This is a genomic window from Campylobacter sp. IFREMER_LSEM_CL1085 (assembly GCF_025772235.1).
Classification (GTDB): Bacteria; Campylobacterota; Campylobacteria; order Campylobacterales; family Campylobacteraceae; genus Campylobacter_D; species Campylobacter_D lari_D.
Map to the genome: position 1 here is coordinate 15,673 of NZ_JAKMRU010000007.1, position 17,992 is coordinate 33,664.

Below are 17,992 nucleotides of genomic sequence, written 5' to 3' on the forward strand. Positions count from 1 at the left end.
TAAACCTATGAAAGTATTTTTAAACCCACGGTGCAAGCAATGATAAGAGCAATCAAAAAAAGCTTTAAAAAGCTTTTGCTTTCTTTATAAAAAAGCACCCCTATGATAACCCCGCCTGCAGTTCCAGCTCCTGTCCATATAGAATAAGCCACACTCATAGCAATACTTTGCATACTAAGGCTTAAAAATCCAAATGAAAAAGCAAAACACACTATCAAAGCTAAAAGATAAAGCTTATTTTTAGTGCTTACAAGTTGTTTCATGATAATCACGCCAAAAATTTCAAAAGCAGTCGCCAAAAACAAAAAGAACCATTCCATTATTTAGCTTCCTTGCTAATGATTTTAAGGCCTATGATGCTTAAAAGCAAAATGGCTATTAAAGTAAGCTTGGTAATAGAGCTTGGCTCATTGAAAATAAACATCTCATTAAGCACCACTCCAACCGTGCCAATACCTACAAAAACACTATAAGCAATACTTACTTCAAGTCTTTCACAAGCTTTTAAAAAACATGTAAAAGATATACAAACTCCAATGGCTGTTAAAGCATAATGCCAAATTTCAGTAGAGTATTTTAAACCACTTACCCAAAAACACTCAACCAAACCACCTAAAATTACCATAAACCAACCAAAATTAGAGCTTATTTTTGTTCTTTCAATCATAATCTACCTTTTTTTAAAAGTGCAAATTATAACCAAAATTACAAAATAATAAGCTCCTTGGTATTAAATTTTCTTACTTTCTACCTCTTTTAATATATCTTGAGAAATATCCCCTACTTCTTTAGTAGTTTCATTAGTAAAATTAGCTATTTTTACATTTTCTTTTGTGACATCTTCTAGTTGAATTATCGCATCATTGATTTGTGAAATACTTTGAGTTTGTTCATGCATTGATATAGAAACATCATTAACACTTTGAACTAAAATATTTACATTAGCTTCTATCTCACCTAAACTTCTTTCTGTCTTTTCAGCCAAATGACGCACCTCATCAGCAACCACAGCAAAACCTCTGCCATGTTCGCCCGCACGAGCAGCTTCTATGGCAGCATTTAATGCTAATAAATTTGTTTGTTCTGCTATGTCCTTGATCACATTTACTACTTCTTTAATATTTTCAGCTTGAGAAACAACCTCTGTAGTTTTACCTCCAACATTTTGCATAGAAATGTTTATTTGCTCTACTGCTTTTATGGATTTTTCCAAAGAATTTGATTGAGAATAAGTTCCATCAACAAGTTTTTGCATAAATTCTTCTAGTTTTTCACATTGTATAGTTAGTTTATGTGCAAATTTAGAAGAAGAAATCAACATCTTTTTGATTTCTGAACCTAAAACATTTGTTGTTATTTCTACACTTCCTTTTGCATTTTCAACCTGTGTTGAAAAATCTAAAGCCTTATAACTTTCAAGCACTCTATCAAGCTCGTTGATGTTTGATCCTATTTTCTCTTCTAAAATATCAAGTAATTCATTTAATACATTTTTTAACTCTATTAGTTGAGGGTTTATAGGATCATTATCAATTCTAACAGATAAATCTCCAAGCTCTATCTCTTTCAACTTTTGAACACTTTCAAATACAGCCTTCTTATCTTGCTTTAAATTCTTTTGGATATTTTTTATACCATTATTGATTTCTTTACCAATAATAGCAAATTCATCATTTCCTTTGATATTTAAATCTATATCTTTCATATCGCCTTTGTAGTTTAAACTTTCAAAAAAATCTTCTAAAGCTTCTTTAATAAATATAATTTTCTTAAGAAAATGCTCTATCATACCACCCAAAATAACGATAATAACAAGGACAAAAATCACACCAAATATAACTTGGGTAATTAAAAGTCCGTTTAAAACCTCATCATAATCACTCAAAGCATTAGAAGAACACAAAGTTAAAGAATTTTCTCCCATAATACATACAGCTAAGCGTTCTTGACCTTTAAGTTTATACAAAATCAAATCAGTAGTTTCATTTGGAGTTACACTTGCAACATTAACAAAATTTTTTAACACTTCTTTAACTTCATTGTCTTCATAAAAATCTATATTAGCAGAAGAATGAGCTATCATTTCCTTTCTTTCATTGATTAAAAACACATTATTACTTGCAGTAGTTTTTAATCTTCCAAAAGCATTGCGTATATCATCTAGAAAAAACTCACCTGCTAAAACTCCATAAAATTTCCCATCAATAACAATCGGAATTGACACTGACAAAGCTATTTTTTTAGTTACGACATCTAAAAAAGGTTCTGAAATGCTTACCTTATTTTTATTTTTTGCATTTTGATACCACACGCGTTCTCTAGCATCAAAACCATCTTTTTCTTGATTTAAAATAAAATGTTTTCCTTTAGAATTAATATCTACATCAATTAAGCTACCATCTTTTTCATACCCAACATAAATAGCATTAAAAGAATAAAAACCAAACATCTTTTCTAAAAAAGAACCAATATATTCCTCACTTACATTTTTATGTTCAATAATATTTGCAGCGATTTTTTTAATATTCTCTATCTTGGTATTGAAGTATAAATCTGAAAAATTTTTTCCATTTTTAACACTTTCTTGCTTTCCACTTACAATACTTTGAAGAATATCCGTTTTAGACGAATAATAATTTAGTCCAACAAAAATACCAAATCCAACAACCAAAATCAAAGCTGTGAAAAATGATATTTTCTTAGCTACAATAGTTTTAAACATTAAAATACCTCCTAATTTTGCAATAAATATAAAAACATTTTAATTAATTTCTAAAAAATTTTTCAAAAATAACACCTATAAAAATAAAAAGTAGAATTTTTGTCCTAAAAATACTCATTTATTAATTAAATTTTAGTTATATTTAATTTTTATTAAATATAATAAATAATTTTAAAAAAGGAGTAAATAATGAAATTTTTAACCTGTAGTAAAAGAATTTTATTGACATTAACTAGTTTAATATTTTTACTAAGCAATAATGTCTTTGCAAAAGATTTTGAACCTATCATCGTTATACATGGTGGAACAAGTGGCTTAGGACTTACCAAAGAAGAATTTGCCAAAAGAGAAAAGGTAATGAAAGAATCTTTAAAAGCAGGTCAAAGCATACTTGAAAAAGGAGGAAGCTCGGTTGATGCTGTTATAGCCGCTATTAAAGTAATGGAAGATAGTCCTGAATTTAATGCTGGGAAAGGTGCTGTTTTTACCTCTGATGGATTTAATGAGCTTGATGCATCTATAATGGATGGAAAAAATTTAAAAGCAGGTGCAGTTGCTATGGCTAGGACGATTAAAAATCCTATAGAAGCAGCAAGACTTGTTATGGAAAAAACACCCCATACTTTAATAGCGGGCGAGGGTGCTGATAAATTAGCCAAAAAACATGGCTTAGAAATAGTAGGACAAAAATACTTCTTTACAGAGCACAGATACAAACAACTTCAAGAAGCTAAAAAAAGCAAGGAAGTTTTATTAGATAGTGATAAGGCAAAAGCCCATCTTGGTGTAAGCACCGAGCCATATTTAGGCACAGTAGGTGCAATAGCTTTAGATAAAAACGGCAACCTAGCAGCAGGTACAAGCACAGGTGGCACTACAAATAAAATGACAGGACGCATTGGGGATTCTCCTATCATAGGAGCAGGAAATTATGCAAATAATGACTCAGTAGCAATTTCTTGCACAGGAACAGGTGACATTTACATAAGAGTAGCTGCAGCTCATGAAGTTGCGTCTTTATACAAATACAAAAAACTTTCAGTGCAAAAAGCAGCCCAAGAAACTATCAAACAAGTTGCAAAACTTGGTGGTACAGGCGGAATTATTTCAATAGATAAAAATGGAAAAGTTGGTTATGCTTGGACTAAAGATAAGCTTGGAATGTATCATGGACAAGCAAAAATCGGCGAAGAGCCAAAAGTATTTTGGCCGCTTGGAAATTAACGCAGTTTAACTTTTTTAATGCCTCGAAGTTTAAAAATCTTTGAGGCTCCACTTTCAAAAAACTTTTCATCTACTATTTTATCTGCATTTTGCATAGCCCAATTTAGATCAAATTTTTTTCCATGAAGATTTGCAGAAGTAGAATAAAGCCAATCAAACTTTTTTAAAAATTCCTCATGAGTGCAATCTTTCACAACGCGTATTGCTTTAGAATTAGGATATAAAAAAGTAGTTTTTTTGGATTTTCTAATAGTATTTTTAAAATAATTTGGCACTCTTGTAAGTTTTTTAAGCTCACTAAATTTAGCCGTAGTAATTAAACAATCTTTCTTTAAGGGCCTTTTTTTTAAAGTATTAAGGGCTTTTAAGTCCTTACTTAAAAACCCTGCTGTTGTATCAGTTTGAGCAAGATAAATCATGTTTTTAAGTATTCTTGTAAGCTCTTTACTTCAAGACATGATTTATTTTGTATAGCTTTGATAGCTTTAATCCCCGCATAAGCTGCTCTTAGATTTGTAAAATATGGGATTTTAAAGCGTAAAATATTTGCTCTAATTTTTTTAGTGTCGCCTTTAAAACTATGCTCATCGCTAGTATTTATAGCAAGTTGAATTTGAGAATTTTTTAATTTATCCTCTACATTCGGGCGTCCTTCAGAAATTTTATGCACAAACTCACATTCCAAGCCCGCTTCTTGTAAAACTTTATAAGTTCCACTCGTAGCAATGATTTTAAATCCTAGCTTAATATACTCATTAGCTAAATCTACTGCATATTTTTTATCTTGCTCTCTTAACGATAAAAACACATTACCACTTTCTGGTAAGAAATTTGAAGAAGCAAGTTGGCTTTTTGCATAAGAGTTATCAAAATCTTTACTTACCCCCATGACTTCACCGGTTGAGCGCATTTCAGGTCCAAGCTCAAGATCGCTTCCGCTAAGTTTAGCAAAAGGAAATACCACTGATTTTACACTAATATGTTTTGACTTTTTAGCTCTTAAAATTCCGTTTTTTTCCTCTACTACTTTAAAGGTGTCATAAAATTTCAAGCTTTCTCTTAAATTTCCTTGCCACATCACGCGCGTTGCAACCTTAGCTAAAGGAATTCCTGTAGCTTTGCTCACAAAAGGCACAGTTCTACTAGCTCTTGGATTTACTTCTATCATATAAAGTTTATTATCATAAATAGCAAATTGTATATTTAAAAGCCCTACTACACCTAAATTTAAAGCAATATCTTTTGTTTTTTGCTCAATCATTTCAAGCATAGCTTCATCAATATTTACAGCAGGTAAAGAGCAAGCGCTATCGCCTGAGTGAATTCCTGCTTCTTCAATATGCTCCATAATACCTGCTACATAAACTTCTTTTCCATCACTTATCGCATCTACATCAAGCTCAGTTGCATTATCTAAAAACTGATCGATTAATACCGGAGATTTATCACTCACATCTACTGCTTCTTGCATATAAAGTCTAAGCTCACTCTCATCATGCACTACACGCATTGCACGACCACCTAAAACATAACTTGGTCTAACAAGCACAGGATAACCTATCTCATTTGCTTTTATAATCGCTTCTTCTACACTTATGGCTGTGCCATTTTTAGGTTGATTTATACCTAGATCTTCAATAAATTTAGCAAATTTCTTTCTATCTTCAGCTAAATCTATTACCCTTGCACTTGTTCCTATAATCTTTGCCCCAAAAGCACTAAGGCGTTTTGCAAATTTAAGCGGAGTTTGACCACCAAAATGCACTATCACTCCATCGGGTCTTTCTCTATCAATAACCGCTCTTAAATGCTCAAAATCAATTGGCTCAAAATACAAAATATCGCTTGTATCATAATCTGTTGAAACCGTTTCTGGGTTACAATTATACATTATAGTTTTTACACCCATATCTTTTAGAGCAAAAGAAGCATGCACACAAGCATAATCAAACTCAATGCCTTGTCCTATGCGGTTTGGTCCACCACCTATAATCATCACTTTTTTATCTTTTTTATCTTTACTTTCTTTTACTTGCGTAGCTTCATTTGTATTAATACTTGAGTATAAATACGGGGTCAGTGCTTCAAATTCTCCTGCACAAGTATCTACTTCACTATATTGAGCGATGATTTTATGTTTAATTCTTGCATAATAAATATCATTTTGGCTTAACTCAAGATTATCTTTTTGATTAATCAAGCTAGCGATTTTTTTATCTGAAAAACCTAAGGTTTTGGTTTTTCTTAATAGTTGCTTATTACTTAAAATATCCATATCTATTTGATTTTCAAATTCCACTATTTCTTTGATTTGATTTAAAAACCAAGGATCTATTTTGCAAAGCTCAAAAAGCTCTTGTGTGTTAAAACCTTCTCTAAAAGCTTGTGCTATATAAAGCAAGCGTTTTTCATTAGCTTGGCGAATTTTTGCCAAAAGCTCATTTTTATCACATTCTATAGTATCAAACCCGCTTAAATTTCTCTCAAGTGAGCAAAGTGCTTTTTGAATGCTTTCTTTAAAAGTTCTCCCTATAGCCATAACCTCACCCACGCTTTTCATAGCAGTGCCAAGCTCTGTGCTTGCATTTGGAAATTTTTCAAAAGTAAAACGAGGAATTTTAGTTACGATATAATCAATTACCGGTTCAAATGAAGCAGGAGTTCCTGTGATATCATTTTTAATCTCATCTAAACTAAATCCAACTGCTAAAAGCGTAGCTACCTTAGCTATAGGATAGCCCGTAGCTTTACTAGCTAGGGCTGAAGATCTTGAAACCCTAGGATTCATTTCAATAACTATCATTCTACCATTAGTTGGATTGATAGCAAATTGCACATTTGATCCACCTGTATCTACTCCAATTTCTCTTAAAATAGCAAAAGAAGCATTACGCATCGCTTGGTATTCTTTATCAGTCAAAGTTAAAGCAGGAGCTATAGTAATAGAATCGCCTGTATGAACTCCCATAGGATCGACATTTTCAATAGAGCAAACGATAATACAATTGTCATTTTTATCTCTAATGACCTCCATTTCGTATTCTTTCCAACCAAGCAAGCTTTCTTCGATTAAAATTTCATGGATAGGGCTTAGCGCTAAAGCAGTATTTGCAAGTTCTGCAAACTCATCCATATTATATACCACGCCACTTCCTGCACCACCTAAGGTAAAAGAAGCTCTAATCATCAAAGGAAAGCCAATCTCATCAACAGCTTTTAAAGCCTCTTCATAATTATACGCATACATAGATTTTGGTAAATCCATGCCAATTTTTTTCATGCATTCTTTAAAAACTTGTCTGTCTTCGCCTTTTTTAATCGCTTCAGGATTTGCACCTAAAAATTTTATATCTGCAAGCTCGCCACTTTCATAAACTTCCATAGCAACATTCAAAGCAACTTGGCCACCCATAGTAGGTAAAATCGCATCGATTTTTTCTTTTTTGATAATACTTAGAATACTTTCTTTGGTAATTGGTTCTATATAAGTTGCATCAGCAAATTCAGGATCTGTCATAATCGTAGCCGGATTAGAATTGATCAAAACTACTCTATAACCTAGCTCTTTTAAAGTTTTTGCCGCTTGAGTTCCTGAGTAATCAAACTCACAAGCTTGACCTATAATGATAGGCCCACTGCCTATTAATAATATATTTTTTATATCTGTTCTTTTTGGCATGTATTTTCCTAAGCTGAATTTTTAGCCAAATTATAACAAATATAAGTTTTTTAGAAGTTGAATTTAACAAAGAATTTAGCTCTTAAAGAGCTAAATTTTATTGACGCTTACCAAAAGTTATAGCATAAGCTTCATTTCTTACATCAAATAAAGGATCTTGTGGTGGATTAACCCCTTGAGGTACATCCGAAGGAAAATATACATCAAAATTACAATCTTCATCGCTCAAGGCATTAACCTTAAAAGTCCCAACTAGACTTTCTTTGTGCTTACCGCTCCATAAAGCCGTTGTTTCATTGGTAATATCATTTTTATTTGCATATACTAAATACATTTTATACTCAACCGGCTTATTAGCTTTTACACGATTTTGGAAATCTTCTTTTAAAAAATCACTACTCGCACTTTTCATTTGTGCTTCATTTAAATATGCCACACCTTCACTTGGAACTAATTTCCATCTTGCTGGTAAATAGTTTTCTCCGTTTGCTTGTTTAAAATAAAAAGTATGAATACTAAAAAATGGAGTATTTGCTACACTTTTACTAATGCCAATTTTATCAGTATATGTAGCAAAATTTCTATAAGAATCAACCTCTTGCATCATCTTGCTTATTTTTTCTTGATCGACTTTACCATTTACAGGAAGTCTCATTTCAAAAAACTGACCGAATTCTTTAGGATTTTTTGCGAAATTTATTTCTGTATTTAGCATAACCATAGTCCAAGAAGCAGAATCTTTAGGATCAGTAATTCTAATAGCCATACCTCTTGTTTTGCTTTTATCATCTTTAAAAGCTCCACCCAAAGAATATCTTACTTGGATTGGCAAACTTTTTTGTGTTAACAAAGGCACATCAACTTCTTTATTAATAGACAAAGCTGGCTCAAAAGTTCCCATAGCACAAAAGCCTTTTGCATGATTAACTTTTGCTTTTGGATTTTTAGGATCAGCATTAAGTTGATAAAAAATATCTGCTATTTTTTGTGCATCATATTCCACTTCATTTGCATAAATAGCACCACTTAAACAGCAAAAAGCTAAACAACTACTGATATATTTTTTCATTTAATCTCCTAAATTTTTAAAATTCGGAGATAATTCTAATATTTAATAGTAAATAATAATTTATATCAACTAAAATAAATAACTTTTTATTAAAAATTTTCTACCATATAAAAATAACTTGGTACTTTCATTTTTACATAAGGTTTAACATATGCATTTTGATAGGCACCTTCTTCTTCTATTTTAAAAATTTCGCCTACTGGAATTCCTGAAAAGAAAATCTCATCTAAGCCACTTGTATAAACCTTATCGCCCATTTTAAGTTCAAGCCATTTAGGAATATATTTAACTAAAACATAATCATTTCTACCATGAGCTATACCTGGTGCTTGTTCCTTACCTATATATACGGAAAAAATACACTCTTCATCACCTTGTAAAAGTCCCAAAGCTCTACCATTTTTTTCTATAACTATGCCTGCTGTATAGCCATTATAAATTAAGCCTTTAATTTTTCCTTTATAATCCACATCAAGCCAAACTTTATGATAATCGCTAATTTGAGCATAAGAAGTTGCCTTAACTAAACTAACATTAGGATAATAAAAACTTGAATTTTTATCACTTAAAATATTGTTTAATTCATTGGCAAAGTTTTTCATATAGATATTGTTTTTTTCAAGTTCAGCATTTCTTTCTCTTAATTTTTTAATTTCTTGAGCTTGATTAAAATGCTCATTAAATTTATCTTTTAAAAGATTAATGCTTTGAGAAAACTGATTAACAATAGCAATATTTAAATCTAAAATATTTCGTTTTATTATATCTCCATAATAAAACGAAACAAACACTAAAAAAGATAAAATTAAAACACTAAGAATTTTACTCTTCATTCGTTAGTTGGTGCAATAAAGAAATTTCTTCCAAAGCTTTACCTGTGCCTTTTGCCACTGCTAAAAGTGGCTCATCAGCTACATATACTGGAAGTTTTACAATTTCAGATAAATATTTATCAAGACCGCGTATTAAAGCTCCGCCTCCTGTTAAAACAACACCGTTTTCAACAATATCAGCTGCAAGATCAGGCGGCATCATTTCAAGAACGATTTTTAATGCATCAGCAATTTCTTTTAAATGCTCACGCATAGCCTCTCTTACATCTTCACTTGTTAACTCTATTCTATTTAACAATCCTGTTACTTGATCGCGTCCTTTAACTACCATAGAAAGCTCTTTTGGAAGCTGAACTGCTGAGCCTATTGCGATTTTGATTTCCTCGCCCGTTCTTTCACCTATGACAAGATTGTATTTTTCTTTTACATAATTTACTATACTAGTATCAAGCTTATCACCAGCTGTTCGGATAGATTTTGAAATCACAAGACCGCCCAAAGAAGTAACACCAATTTCAGTAGTACCACCGCCAATATCTACCACCAAGCTCCCTTGAGGCTCTCTAATTGGTAAATTTGCACCAATAGCTGCTGCCATAGGTTCTTCTATCAAAAATACTTCTCTAGCACCCGCACTTAAAGCACTTTCTCTAACTGCTTTTCTTTCTACTTGGGTTAATCCATAAGGAACTGAAATGATAATTCTAGGTCTTAAAAAAGATTTTCTTCTATGAGTTTTTTCTATAAAATAACGGATCATTTTTTCAGTCATATCAAAATCAGCAATCACACCATCTTTCATAGGACGGATTGCTTCGATATTACCTGGGGTTTTTCCTACCATTTCCTTAGCTTCTTTTCCAACAGCTAAAATTTTAACCCTACCATATCTTTCACGCTCTACCGCAACAACCGAAGGTTCATCAATCACTATACCTTTATCTTTTACCAAAACTAAAGTATTTGCAGTACCTAAGTCAATCCCCATATCACTTGAAAAAAATCCAATTATTTGATCTAAAATCATTCTCAGCCTTTAACTTTTTTATTTTTTATAAATAAAGGTTTTGTACCTTCTTTGATCACTTCTTTAGTAATTACTATGCTATATCCATTATACTCTGGCAAATCAAACATCAAATCTACCATCATTTCTTCAATAATACTTCTTAAACCTCTAGCGCCTGTTTTACGCTCTAGCGAAAGCTTAGCAATCTCTCTTAGCGCTTCATCTTCAAATTTTAATTCCACATTGTCAATAGCAAAAAGTTTTTGATATTGCTTAATAATGGCATTTTTTGGCTCAGTTAAAATACGCACCATGCTTTCCTCATCAAGCTCTTCTAAAGAAGCAAGTACATGCAATCTTCCTATAAGTTCAGGAATAAGCCCAAAATGCACCAAATCATCAGGCTCTAGTCTTTGAAGTAAAGCTTCTTTTTCATCTTTTTTATCATCAGTAAAAAAGCCCATGACATTATCGCCTAATTTTCTTTTAATAATATCACTAATACCATCAAAAGCCCCGCCACACACAAATAAAATATTAGTTGTATCTATTTGTATAAAATCTTGATTTGGGTGTTTTCTACCGCCTTTTGGTGGGATATTTACCAAAGATCCTTCGATAATTTTGAGTAAGGCTTGTTGCACGCCCTCACCACTCACATCTCTTGTAATGGAGCGATTTTCGCCCATTCTTGCGATTTTGTCTATCTCATCGATAAATATAATCCCTTTTTGTGCTCTTTGCACATCTCCATCAGCAGCTTGTAAAAGACGAGTAAGGATATTTTCAACATCTTCTCCCACATAACCTGCTTCAGTTAAAGAAGTCGCATCACAAATTGCGATAGGAACATCTAAAAATCTAGCTAAAGTCTGTGCTAGTAAAGTTTTTCCACTTCCCGTTGGGCCTACTAATAAAATATTTGATTTTGCTAATTCTGTATCATCATCTTCTAAGTCAGATCTAAAAAGCCTTTTATAGTGATTATACACCCCTACACTAAAGATTTTTTTAGCTCTATCTTGCCCGATAACATATTTATCTAAATATGCTTTTAATTCCTTAGGAGTAATATCTTTAAAATTTTCTTTATCAACTTCTTTATTTTTTAATTCTTTTTCCTCTCCAAAGAAAATATTGCAGGCACTTTCGGCACAATACTCACATATAAAGGCATTATTATAATCATTTACTAAAATTCTTCTTTCACTTGTTTCTATTTCATTGCAAAAACTACATCTTTTAACCATGACTTTTTTCCTTATATATAGGAATTCCTCTTTTTGTTTCTAAGATAAAATTACACATTTTTTTCACATTTTCACTAGAAGTATTTTCTAGCAAACTTAAAGCATTATCTTTTAAACTTCCTTGTCTGAATAAAAATTTAAAAGCCTTGCTTAAAACATCCACTTCTTCTTTATCAAAGCGTCTTCTAATGCCTACTAAATTTAAACTTCTAATGCTTGCTCGATTTCCTTCAGCTAAGCAAAATGGCACCACATCTTGAGAAAGCGCACTAGCACCTGCTATCATACACCCCTCACCTACCTTAACAAACTGATGTATTGGAGTAAGTCCACCTACCACAGTATAATCTCCAAGTTCCACATGACCTGCTAAAGTAGCATTATTTGCTAAAATAATATTATCTCCAAGCAAACAATCATGTGCAATATGAGAATAAGCCATTATAAAAGCATTATCGCCTATTCTTGTAAAACCATCACCCTTAGCTGTACCTGAATTTATAGTAACAAATTCTCTAATAACTGCATTTTTTCCTATAATAACACCTGAATTTATCTCATCTTTATAAGATATATCTTGTGGGATATCTCCAACTATGGCATAAGAAAAAACTTTAGAATTTTCACCTATGCTTACATTAGGTAAAATTCTTGCACCTTGTTTGATGATAGTATTTGCACCTATATTGGCATTTTTTCCAACATAAGCATAGGCTTCTACTACAACACCATCTGCTATGATAGCTCCATCTTCTATAACAGCACTTGGATGAATTTTGCTCATCATTTATCTACTATCATAGCTTTAAGTTCAGCTTCTGCAACCAATTGTCCATCAACAAAAGCTTTTCCTTGAAATATCCACATATTTCCACGATTTTTTACCACACTCATCTCATAATCAAGCCTATCACCTGGACGCACTGGATTTCTAAATTTAGCATTATCAATGCCTGTAAAATATACTACTTTAGTGCTTGGATCTACCTTATCATCCATACTTTCAAATGCCAAAACCCCTCCAGTTTGTGCCATACCTTCTAAAATTAACACACCCGGGTAAATTGGATGATCTGGAAAATGTCCCATAAAAACATGGTCGCTTATACTAATATTTTTATAACCTCTAACAACTTCTTTATTTTTTAATTCTACGATTTTATCTACAAGTAAAAATGGATACCTATGTGGTAAAATTTTTTGAATTTGCATTACATCTATCATAAATTTAGCCTTAAAATATATTCAAAATTCAGATTTTACAAAAAAAATATTAACAAACTAGTTAAGTTTTATAACTTCACAATCTTTTCTTTACTATCAAAATAAATTTCACTTTTTGCTATAAATTCATAAGCGCCTTTAATAATATTTTCAACAATAATCACCGGCGAAAGATCATAAGCACCAAAATGCTTTTGCCTTATTTTGATTTCTTGCTCTATTTTTAAAGGATTTTGTAAAAAATCTTCAAAATTTTTAAATCGCATTTTACATAAGCTATTAAAATAATCAAAACTCCATAAATTAATCTCATCCTTTGCACTTTTATAGCACTTTAAATCCTCTTCTAAAATACTAAATTTGGTATAAGAATTTTTAAAATGTGAGTAAAATAAAACATGAGTTTTTATGGCTTTTTTGTTTTCTTTTATCAAAGCTCTTAGTAAGCGATAATTTAAAAATTTCTCTCTTTGAATTTCAAATTTAACACCTTTTTTTTCTATTTTTTTTACTTGGTTATAAAATTTTATTTTTTCTTCTATACTTGAAGGCAATATTTGTTTATTAATAGGACTCATCAGCTCATCTATAAAAGCTTTTTGACCTTTTTGTTTAGAAAGCGCATAAATACACCCACAATAATTTTGATGATAAAGCATATCTTGCTTAGCTAAGGCAAATTGTCTTTGCGTGCCTCCATTTTTTCTAAAATCAGGTGCTAAAAACTCTATGCCAAATTTATCACATTCTTTTTGTAAAGCTAATTTTAGCTGCTCTAAGTCTTTTTTAGGGGATGTTAAAAGGGTTGTTGTAAGTTTTTTTTCACCAATTTTTTGAGCAAATTCAACACTTTTATGCATTCTAAAATCAAAACAAATTTGACATCTTGCGCCTTTTTCAGGCTCGTCTTCATAACCCTTTACACCCTCAAGCCATTTTTCATACTCATATTCACCTTTATAAAGTTTAATGCCTAATTTATCACAACTGCGTTTAACATCTAAAAATCTAAGTTCATGCTCACTATATGGATGAATATTTGGATCATAAAAAAAACCTATAATTTTCTCATCAGGATAAGTTTTGCTTAATTCTTGTATAAAATAATGACTATCCACACTACAGCAAATATGTACTAGCATAATTCTTTTAACACCTTAAAAGCATGATCTTTAGCTTTTACATTTTTATAAATTTTTGAGATTTTTCCATTTTCATCAATCACAAAAGTAGATCTTATAAGCCCCTCATACTCTTTACCATAATTTTTCTTTAAACCCCAAGCACCATAAAGTTTGCAAATTTCTTTTTCACTATCGCTTAATAAAGTGTGTTTTAAATCATATTTTTTTATGAAATTTTCATGCGATTTAACACTATCTGGACTAATACCTATAATCACAGCATTTTGCTCTAAAAAATCCTCATAACTTTGACTAAATTCACAAGCTTGTGTGGTACAACCTGGGGTGTTATCTTTTGGATAAAAATACAAAATAATTTTTTTACCCAAGAAATCACTTAAAGAAATTTTAACTCCATCTTGATTTAAAAGTTCAAACACAGGAGCTTTATCACCAATTTGCAATTCTTTCATTTTTTATCTTTCAATCTTAATTTTTCTACACTTTCGCCACCAAAAGCAATATTATATGGCTCAATATCTTCTAACATAATCACTATATTTTGCTTTGGCTTGTTGTATTTTGTATGTAAAAGTTCTGTAATATCTGCTATTAGCTCTTCTTTTTGTGTTTTGCTAAATTCTGGTTTAGCTAATTTGATATTTATAATTGGCATGATTTTTCCTTGTTTCAAATATAATAATTTTACTATATTCTAGTAATTATTAGTATATTTTTGATAAAATTAGTTTTATTTTCAACAAAAAGGCTTAGTTATGATTAGGGCAAAAAAAATTTGGATGGATGGAAAAATCATTGATTTTGATGATGCAAAAATTCATGTTTTAACACATTCATTACATTATGCAAATGCAGTTTTTGAAGGAACAAGAGCTTATAAAACACAAAATGGTTTAGCAATTTTTAGATTAAAAGAACACACCAAAAGACTTTTAGAGTCTGCAAAAATTACTTTAATTAATTCTCCTTTTTCTCAAGAAGAACTTGAAAATGCACAAGTTGAACTTTTAAGAGCAAATGATTTTCAAAATAACACCTATTTGCGACCATTAATCTTTTTAGGTGATGGCACTATGGGAGTTTATCATGCTAAAGCTCCTGTTAGGGTAGCTATTGCTGCTTGGGAATGGGGTGCTTATTTAGGCGAAGAAGGCTTAGAAAAAGGTATTAAGGTTAAAATTTCTTCTTTTGCTAGAAATAGTGTAAAATCTAGCTTAGGTAAAGCAAAAGCAAGTGCAAATTATTTAAATTCTCAAATGGCTAAATATGAAGCTATAGAAGCAGGATATGAGGAAGCCTTAATGCTCGATGAAGAAGGTTTTGTAGCAGAAGGAACAGGTGAGTGTTTTTTTATGATTAAAGATAATAAGCTAATCACACCGCCAAATGATTTTTCATTAAAAAGTATCACTCAAGATACTGTTTTAAAAATTGCACATGATTTGGGCATAAGTGTAGTGCGTCAAAGAATTTCAAGAGATGAAGTTTATGTAGCTGATGAAGCATTTTTCACAGGAACTGCAGCAGAAATAACTCCGATAAATAATATTGATGCAAGAATTATAGGAGATGGAAAAAGAGGTGAGCTAACGACAAAGCTTCAAAATGCGTATTTTGATATAGTTTATGGACGCAATGAAAAATACGCTTCTATGCTAACTTATATTTAACAAAGGAACTAAATGCCAGCTGATTTGAATGATTATTTTAATAAAAAAAACAATCAAAACAACAATAAGCAAAATTTAAACTTCAAAACACCAGAATTTAATTTCAAAGGTTTTGGGAAATTTTCCCCATTAATTTATAGTGCAATTGCAATTATTTTAGTTTTTGCACTTTTTAAACCTTTTGCAATAGTAAATTCAGGGGAAATGGGGATCAAATCCACTACAGGTAAATACAGCCCTACCCCACTTGAACCAGGACTTCATTTTTTTATGCCTATACTGCAAAAAATCACTATCGTAGATACTAGAGTAAGACAAATCAACTATGCTTCAATCGAAGGAATAAATGAAAATTTACAAATAGGATCAGGCGTTGTTAATAAAAATAGCATTTCGGTACTTGATTCAAGAGGCTTGCCTGTATCTATTGATGTAACCGTTCAATACAGATTAAATCCTTTACAAGTTCCTCAAACTATCGCAACATGGGGGCTTAATTGGGAAAATAAAATCATAGATCCAGTAGTAAGAGATGTTGTAAGAAATGTTGTAGGTCAATACACTGCAGAAGAGCTTCCAACAAATCGTAATACTATAGCGGTGCAAATTGATCAGGGTATTAGAAAAACTATTGAAAGCCAACCAAATGAGCCAGCAGAGCTTCAAGCAGTTCAGCTTAGAGAAATTATCTTACCTATAAAAGTAAAAGAACAGATCGAAAGAGTACAAATTGCTAAACAAGAAGCTGAAAGAACTAAATATGAAGTTGAAAGAGCTAACCAAGAAGCACTTAAAAAAGCGGCTTTAGCTGAAGGGGAGGCAAATGCAACTATTATTAGTGCTAAAGGTAGAGCAAGTGCCGTAAAAATTGAAGCTGATGCACAAGCATATTCAAATAGAGAAATAGCAAAAAGTTTAAATAATCCTTTACTTGATTTAAAACAAATTGAAACCCAAAAGCAATTTAATGAAGCACTTAAAGTCAATAAAGATGCTAAAATTTTCTTAACACCAGGCGGAGCTGTGCCAAATATTTGGGTTGATAGCAAAGATAATAAAAGAACAAGTTCAGTAGCAAATTAAAAAATAAAGAAGTGATAATGAATGTTCAACATATCCGAGAGCAAATGATCTTTTATACAGCTCATTTGCACTTGATCGATTTTTTGTTAATGGCTTTAGTTGTATTCTTTTTCATTATCACTTTATTTATTGCTTTGATTGTTAGAAACAAACCTACTTTTGCTTTTATTATAATTTTTTTAGGAATTTTATGTTCACTTAGTATTGCGTATTTGGGATATTTTTTAATTGATACTAAAGTTAGATCCAGAATAGCTAGCTTAGATAATGCTCAATTTTTTGTATATGATAATTCTTTAAGTGTTGATTATAGCTTGACAAATACTTCTAAAAAAAGTTTTAAATTTTGCAAAATAAAAGTAGAAGTATTTAGAAAAAGCGATGAAAATAATACTTTTAAAAATTTAATACATTTATTAAAACCATTAAGAAGTAAATCTACCACTATCGAAAAAACAATAAGTCCCAACCAAACTATTAATCTAAAAACCAAATTTTCCGATTTTAATGAAGGTCAAGATTTTGACATTAAAATTAATTCAAAGTGTTTTTAATGGGATATTTTACTTTTTTTCATATTCTTATCATTTTTATTATGCTAGCTTCAACTTTCCTTACTTGGATTTTATTCTATTTAAAAATACAAAACAAAAAATATATGATAATTTTTTGCATAATAAGTTTTATATTAGCCTCAATCTTAACTATTTCTTTATTATTAACTATAGATCAATACACAAAAAAAGCTAGTTTGAGTAATTTTTCAACCTACAGACGCTTAGCTACAGAAAGTATTATTATAAAAGGTAGAGTAACCAACGATACTAATTTTAAAATTTCAGAATGCTTTTTAGAACTTAGAATTATTGATAATAATAAAAAGCATGAAATCAGTGGAGAAATTTTTAATCAACAAAATTTTGATAGCATAAAAAAAGCAAATCAACAACAAAGAGATGTTTCGTATAATATTAACATTGCAAATCAATTATCAGGTCATACCTACAAAGACTTTTCTTTTGAAGTGGGATTGCCACCTCATTTTCAAAGTTATAAAATTTTTAAACAATTAAAATGCAGATAA

At 30.9% G+C, this 17,992-nt stretch carries 19 protein-coding genes and 1 pseudogene; 5 read left to right on the forward strand and 15 right to left on the reverse strand.

The annotated features are described in order from the left end of the window. Window positions 1-5: 5 nt before the first annotated feature. From L8W56_RS04060 to L8W56_RS08860, 4 genes and pseudogenes are all read right to left on the reverse strand, one after another. Window positions 6-320 (reverse strand): DMT family transporter, encoded by a 315-nt coding sequence (locus tag L8W56_RS04060; RefSeq protein ID WP_087699706.1) that lies wholly within the window; start codon window positions 318-320, stop codon window positions 6-8. Then, window positions 320-667, reverse strand: coding sequence for a DMT family transporter (locus L8W56_RS04065; RefSeq protein ID WP_087699708.1), 348 nt, complete (start codon window positions 665-667; stop codon window positions 320-322). Before L8W56_RS04065 ends, L8W56_RS04060 begins: the two co-directional genes overlap by 1 nt. A 63-nt stretch (window positions 668-730) precedes the next feature. Continuing rightward, window positions 731-1,924, reverse strand: coding sequence for a methyl-accepting chemotaxis protein (locus L8W56_RS08855; RefSeq protein WP_404842198.1), 1,194 nt, complete (start codon window positions 1,922-1,924; stop codon window positions 731-733). Window positions 1,925-1,945: 21 nt separating this feature from the next. After that, window positions 1,946-2,722: pseudogene (locus L8W56_RS08860) on the reverse strand (cache domain-containing protein); the annotation flags it as partial. 189 nt (window positions 2,723-2,911) lie between these two features. On the opposite strand from L8W56_RS08860, the gene L8W56_RS04080 reads away from it, so the two are divergent. Beyond that, window positions 2,912-3,946: an isoaspartyl peptidase/L-asparaginase family protein gene (locus L8W56_RS04080; protein ID WP_263659513.1), complete on the forward strand. Its 1,035-nt coding sequence runs from the start codon at window positions 2,912-2,914 to the stop codon at window positions 3,944-3,946. Here L8W56_RS04080 and L8W56_RS04085 read toward each other — a convergent pair. The 11 genes from L8W56_RS04085 to L8W56_RS04135 form a co-directional block, all read right to left on the reverse strand. Then, the gene (locus tag L8W56_RS04085; RefSeq protein ID WP_263659514.1) at window positions 3,943-4,365 is read right to left on the reverse strand and encodes a Sua5 YciO YrdC YwlC family protein; all 423 of its coding nucleotides are present in this window, start codon (window positions 4,363-4,365) and stop codon (window positions 3,943-3,945) included. The two genes, L8W56_RS04080 and L8W56_RS04085, sit on opposite strands and share 4 nt — an antisense overlap. Beyond that, a complete protein-coding gene (gene carB, locus L8W56_RS04090; RefSeq protein WP_263659515.1) occupies window positions 4,362-7,625 on the reverse strand; it encodes a carbamoyl-phosphate synthase large subunit in 3,264 nt (1,087 codons plus the stop codon). The genes L8W56_RS04085 and carB overlap by 4 nt, the downstream gene beginning before the upstream one ends. A gap of 97 nt (window positions 7,626-7,722) precedes the next feature. After that, window positions 7,723-8,694, reverse strand: coding sequence for a catalase (locus tag L8W56_RS04095; RefSeq protein ID WP_263659516.1), 972 nt, complete (start codon window positions 8,692-8,694; stop codon window positions 7,723-7,725). 89 nt (window positions 8,695-8,783) lie between these two features. Next, the gene (gene mreC / locus L8W56_RS04100; protein ID WP_263659517.1) at window positions 8,784-9,527 is read right to left on the reverse strand and encodes a rod shape-determining protein MreC; all 744 of its coding nucleotides are present in this window, start codon (window positions 9,525-9,527) and stop codon (window positions 8,784-8,786) included. Further along, window positions 9,517-10,554 carry a rod shape-determining protein gene (locus L8W56_RS04105; protein ID WP_012662095.1) on the reverse strand — a complete coding sequence of 346 codons (1,038 nt, stop codon included), beginning with the start codon at window positions 10,552-10,554 and terminating at the stop codon, window positions 9,517-9,519. Before L8W56_RS04105 ends, mreC begins: the two co-directional genes overlap by 11 nt. Window positions 10,555-10,556: 2 nt before the next feature. Further along, on the reverse strand, window positions 10,557-11,786 hold the full coding sequence (gene clpX, locus L8W56_RS04110; protein WP_263659518.1) for an ATP-dependent Clp protease ATP-binding subunit ClpX: 1,230 nt from the start codon (window positions 11,784-11,786) through the stop codon (window positions 10,557-10,559). Continuing rightward, entirely contained in the window at window positions 11,779-12,570 is a 792-nt protein-coding gene (gene lpxA, locus L8W56_RS04115) for an acyl-ACP--UDP-N-acetylglucosamine O-acyltransferase (protein WP_263659542.1), read from the reverse strand. The genes clpX and lpxA overlap by 8 nt, the downstream gene beginning before the upstream one ends. Further along, window positions 12,570-13,010 (reverse strand): 3-hydroxyacyl-ACP dehydratase FabZ, encoded by a 441-nt coding sequence (gene fabZ / locus L8W56_RS04120; RefSeq protein WP_039619275.1) that lies wholly within the window; start codon window positions 13,008-13,010, stop codon window positions 12,570-12,572. The genes lpxA and fabZ overlap by 1 nt, the downstream gene beginning before the upstream one ends. Window positions 13,011-13,078: 68 nt before the next feature. After that, window positions 13,079-14,152 (reverse strand): epoxyqueuosine reductase QueH, encoded by a 1,074-nt coding sequence (locus L8W56_RS04125; protein ID WP_263659519.1) that lies wholly within the window; start codon window positions 14,150-14,152, stop codon window positions 13,079-13,081. Continuing rightward, window positions 14,146-14,607 carry a thioredoxin-dependent thiol peroxidase gene (gene bcp, locus L8W56_RS04130; RefSeq protein ID WP_263659520.1) on the reverse strand — a complete coding sequence of 154 codons (462 nt, stop codon included), beginning with the start codon at window positions 14,605-14,607 and terminating at the stop codon, window positions 14,146-14,148. Before bcp ends, L8W56_RS04125 begins: the two co-directional genes overlap by 7 nt. Further along, window positions 14,604-14,810 (reverse strand): tautomerase family protein, encoded by a 207-nt coding sequence (locus L8W56_RS04135; RefSeq protein WP_133319508.1) that lies wholly within the window; start codon window positions 14,808-14,810, stop codon window positions 14,604-14,606. Before L8W56_RS04135 ends, bcp begins: the two co-directional genes overlap by 4 nt. 100 nt (window positions 14,811-14,910) lie before the next feature. Here L8W56_RS04135 and ilvE point away from each other — a divergent pair, with 100 nt between their 5' ends. Genes ilvE through L8W56_RS04155 form a run of 4 tightly spaced genes read left to right on the forward strand, consistent with a single transcriptional unit; the run spans window position 14,911 to window position 17,992 of the window. After that, complete coding sequence (gene ilvE / locus L8W56_RS04140) at window positions 14,911-15,825, forward strand: branched-chain-amino-acid transaminase (protein ID WP_133319507.1); 915 nt, start codon at window positions 14,911-14,913, stop codon at window positions 15,823-15,825. Between the two features lie 12 nt (window positions 15,826-15,837). Next, the gene (locus L8W56_RS04145) at window positions 15,838-16,908 is read left to right on the forward strand and encodes a prohibitin family protein (RefSeq protein ID WP_133319506.1); all 1,071 of its coding nucleotides are present in this window, start codon (window positions 15,838-15,840) and stop codon (window positions 16,906-16,908) included. Between the two features lie 17 nt (window positions 16,909-16,925). Further along, window positions 16,926-17,462 carry a DUF2393 family protein gene (locus L8W56_RS04150; RefSeq protein ID WP_133319505.1) on the forward strand — a complete coding sequence of 179 codons (537 nt, stop codon included), beginning with the start codon at window positions 16,926-16,928 and terminating at the stop codon, window positions 17,460-17,462. A gap of 41 nt (window positions 17,463-17,503) precedes the next feature. Next, complete coding sequence (locus tag L8W56_RS04155; protein ID WP_259443337.1) at window positions 17,504-17,992, forward strand: DUF2393 domain-containing protein; 489 nt, start codon at window positions 17,504-17,506, stop codon at window positions 17,990-17,992.